Origin of the sequence: Flavobacterium macrobrachii, from assembly GCF_014486675.1 — a bacterium.
Lineage (GTDB): Bacteria > Bacteroidota > Bacteroidia > Flavobacteriales > Flavobacteriaceae > Flavobacterium > Flavobacterium macrobrachii.
Map to the genome: position 1 here is coordinate 1 of NZ_JACTAC010000124.1, position 3,457 is coordinate 3,457.

The 3,457-nt window shown below is 34.3% G+C and carries 4 protein-coding genes; 2 read left to right on the forward strand and 2 right to left on the reverse strand.

The window, feature by feature from the left end; translation table 11 throughout:
- Positions 1-2: 2 nt before the first annotated feature.
- Positions 3-461, reverse strand: a complete 459-nt coding sequence (locus IAI56_RS15355) for a hypothetical protein (RefSeq protein WP_187658697.1) — start codon at positions 459-461, stop codon at positions 3-5.
- Positions 462-895: 434 nt separating this feature from the next.
- Between IAI56_RS15355 and IAI56_RS15360 the strand changes: the two genes are divergently transcribed.
- Together IAI56_RS15360 and IAI56_RS15365 are read left to right on the forward strand one after the other, a co-directional pair.
- Entirely contained in the window at positions 896-2,611 is a 1,716-nt protein-coding gene (locus IAI56_RS15360; RefSeq protein WP_187658698.1) for a WG repeat-containing protein, read from the forward strand.
- Positions 2,612-2,668: 57 nt separating this feature from the next.
- Positions 2,669-3,091, forward strand: a complete 423-nt coding sequence (locus tag IAI56_RS15365; RefSeq protein WP_204158670.1) for a VOC family protein — start codon at positions 2,669-2,671, stop codon at positions 3,089-3,091.
- Between the two features lie 147 nt (positions 3,092-3,238).
- Here IAI56_RS15365 and IAI56_RS16155 read toward each other — a convergent pair.
- Positions 3,239-3,457, reverse strand: a 219-nt coding sequence (locus IAI56_RS16155) for a hypothetical protein (RefSeq protein WP_222941031.1), incomplete at its 5' end; no start/stop codon positions are given.

Sequence of the window (3,457 nt, forward strand, 5' to 3'; positions counted from 1 at the left end):
GTTTAAGAAGTAAATTCAAATCCAAAGTAAATGGATTCAAAAATTGATAATGCAGTTACCCATATTAATTCTATTTCGTTTGCTTGTGTAATTAAGTTAACAAGCAAAGCTATTTGTGGTGCTTCTCTATAGTTTTTTTTATCGGAGTTTTTAAATAGTAGCGCTGGTTTTCCATTTAGTTCTATTGCAAATCTATTCTCATTATTTATGTTGTTTCTATTAAACCTTCCTAATGATTGATAGGTGTCATCTACAATAGTAGTATTGTTTATTATTTTGCCTAAATACACATCGTTGTAAAATACTAGGTTTTCATTGTTTTTATATTCAAAATAGATTTTAAAATCAGTAGTACTTGCAATAATTCTGCTGTTTGTATAAATTCCTATATCTATTATTTGAAAGGAAATGATGGGTGAACCGTTTTGAGAATAGATATGTCCTGAAAATTTATTAGACATTGCTTTGATGCAACTGTATATAACATCATTGGTTATTTAATCAATTGAAAAAAAATGGTTTGTTTGAAGTTCTCTTTTTTTTAAATCAAAGAATTTCTTTTCCATTTCTATTTTTTCATGGTGCAAAAAATCGAGTGTCTTTTTTTGTAGTGAGTTTTTAATGATGTATCCTATCATTGTCGCAAACCCCACAAATGGTAACATAAAAGCAACAAGTAGTATCACTACAACAATTACTATTATTATTAAAAGTATTGTTGGAAGTTGGAGGTTGGAAGTTTGAGGTTTAAAGTTAAAGAATATAAACTAACTATTGTTTATAAAGCGGTTTTCAATGGAAGCCGCTTTTTTTTATTGCCATCAACTTTGTTTGTGGTTTATTTGGTTATATTTGGAGTGCTATGCCTTTTTTATATTGGGCTACATTATTTATTATGACAAACTTTTCATTTTTACTTAAAACCTTTGTTTTTTGTTTAGCCATTGGTTTGGTTGGAACTGCATCGGCGCAGAAAAAACTGCATTATAACTCAAAAGGTGAACTTTCTAAGGCGGATTATCAAGCCTTGTTGAAGAGTAAAAAGTATCAAGCGATTTCTGCGTTTGACACGGTTTCTACTAAACCATTATTGGTATATGCTATTTATATCAAAAATAAAAAACTGGGTATTTTAAACGATAGTGGTATTGAGGTTACTCCTGCTCTATATGATGGTATTGAAGGGATGAACATTGGGTACACCACTGTTATGTTTGGGTTTCACGAGAACTTTCCGGTGAAGATTGGTAAAAAGTATGGTTTAATTTCTAATCTGGGGAAGGTTATCCTGCCGATGGAGTATGACTACATTCGTGGATTGGAAAAAAAGAGTATTAAACGCAAGCATAAGAAAGAAGCTGTAGTTGACTCGATTATTATTGCCCAAAAAGGTGATCAAGAACTCTACTTTTCGCCGAAAGGCAAATTACTCAACAAAAAAACTGATCCTAGTTTAAACGAATCTATAGAAGTGGTTGAAGACAACCGCTATAATTACTCTAGTGATAGAACTCCGAAAGAGCAAGCCGAAATAACGCCGCATGGAACTATTAACAAAAAGCTGGAAAACGGATATGCAATAGTATCGGGGAAAGTGGATGGTAAAAATTATAGACAAGGTTTGGTTCATTTGCCTTCGAATGAGTTGATTTTGCCATTGGAATATAATTATTTGATACAAAGTCAGCCGGATAAGCTCATTGGTATAAAAGATAAAGCCTATACTATAATGGATTATAAAGGAAACCTTCTTTTGCCGGATGTATATGAAGGTATTGAAGCGTTTAACAAGGTATATAAAATAAAAAAAGGTGGTAAAACGGCGTTGTACAGTAGTGATTTAAAACCTTTGACGGAGTTTGTTTTTGATTATTTTGGTTCTTCGGGACCGGATTTTATGATTGCTAAAATAGCGAACAAGTTTGGTGTAGTTGATAGTCAAGGAAAGGAGATTGTTCCTTTTGTTCATCAACGGATTGAGGGTTATTTTAAACGATATAGTAGTGGATTTGCGTTTTTTAAGGCTATTAATGATCGACTTGAAACGCTTATCGATACTGATGGTAAGCTACTTACTGCTGAGGCTTATGAAGAGATTACACCCGAATGTACTATTGAAGAACATAGCCCATATGGTGAAATGACGATGCCGATTGATCATGATTATGACGCTAAGAATAACCACTACTTTATTGTTAGAAAAGAAAATAAGTATGGTTTATTGAATAATGATTTTAAACCTTTGGTTCCGATTGAGTATGACTATTTGGAGAAGAGTTATCATAAAGACTTTGTAATCGTTGGTAAACTGAACAGCAAAAGAGGTAAAGATTTGTCGTTGTTAAACATTGCTACTAATACCACTATTCTACCCTATAGTTATTATCATTTTAAATATTTGGGTGGTACTTATTTTATGATTTATCAAAATGGGCAAATGGCGGTTTGTAATTTTAAAGGTGAGATTATCATTCCGCTGGATAAGCATACTGATTTTTCTGATCGCTATTATTATGATACTATTTATAGAGGATTGAACCGAATAGACGGTAGAAAGCAGTATTATTTGATAGATTATCAAGGTACTCAAATAGACATGAGGGTTAATTAATGATTATTTTACAAGAAGGAAACCACAAGTTAATTGACTTTATATCAAAAAAGTACTATGTTTGAAAAACAAACACCAACCTATAAAATTTTAAGAATTATGAAAAATCCTTTTGCTTGGGTAGAGATTTATGTGTCTGACATGGCACGTGCCCAAAAGTTTTATGAGACTGTATTGTCCATAAGTATGACGCCTATGGAAACTCCGGGTGACTTTGGTGACCTAGAGATGCTTTGTTTCCCTTGGAGTGAAAATGGAGCCAACATTAGTGGTGCTTTATGCAAGATGAATGGTATGGAACCTGGCGATGGTGGAACGCTTGTTTACTTTGGTTGTGATGACTGCTCGGTTGAACTTTCTAGAGTGGCTGCGGCTGGAGGCACGGTGCTTCAAGAGAAAATGGCTATTGGAGAACACGGTTACTGTGGCATTGCTATGGATACTGAAGGGAATAGTATTGGTTTTCATTCGATGGCATAACTACTTTATATTTAGCGAAAAACCACGAGAGCTACGGCTTTGTCGTGGTTTTTTGGTTTATAGACTAATGGTGTTTAAAAGCGGTTGCTAGTGTGGTAGTTTTTGTGTACTATTTTATTATTTACAAAAAACGTTTGGTAAGCAAACTCATCTGTCGGTCAAGCAAACGTGTCTGTCGGTCAAGCAAACGCGTCTGTCGGTTAAGCAAACGTGTCTGTCGGTCAAGCAAACGCGTCTGTCGGTTAAGCAAACGTGTCTAACTGTTAAGCAAACGCGTCTAACTGCTAAGCAAACGCGTCTAACTGCTAAGCAAACGTGTCTAACTGGTAAGCAAACGTGTCTAACTGGTAAGCAAACGCGTCTAAC

Excerpts from the sequence above, each read along its gene's own strand:
- IAI56_RS15355 (WP_187658697.1), bottom strand. The coding sequence starts at position 461 with ATGTCTAATAAATTTTCAGGACATATCTATTCTCAAAACGGTTCACCC.
- IAI56_RS15360 (WP_187658698.1), top strand. The coding sequence starts at position 896 with ATGACAAACTTTTCATTTTTACTTAAAACCTTTGTTTTTTGTTTAGCC.
- IAI56_RS15365 (WP_204158670.1), top strand. The coding sequence starts at position 2,669 with ATGTTTGAAAAACAAACACCAACCTATAAAATTTTAAGAATTATGAAA.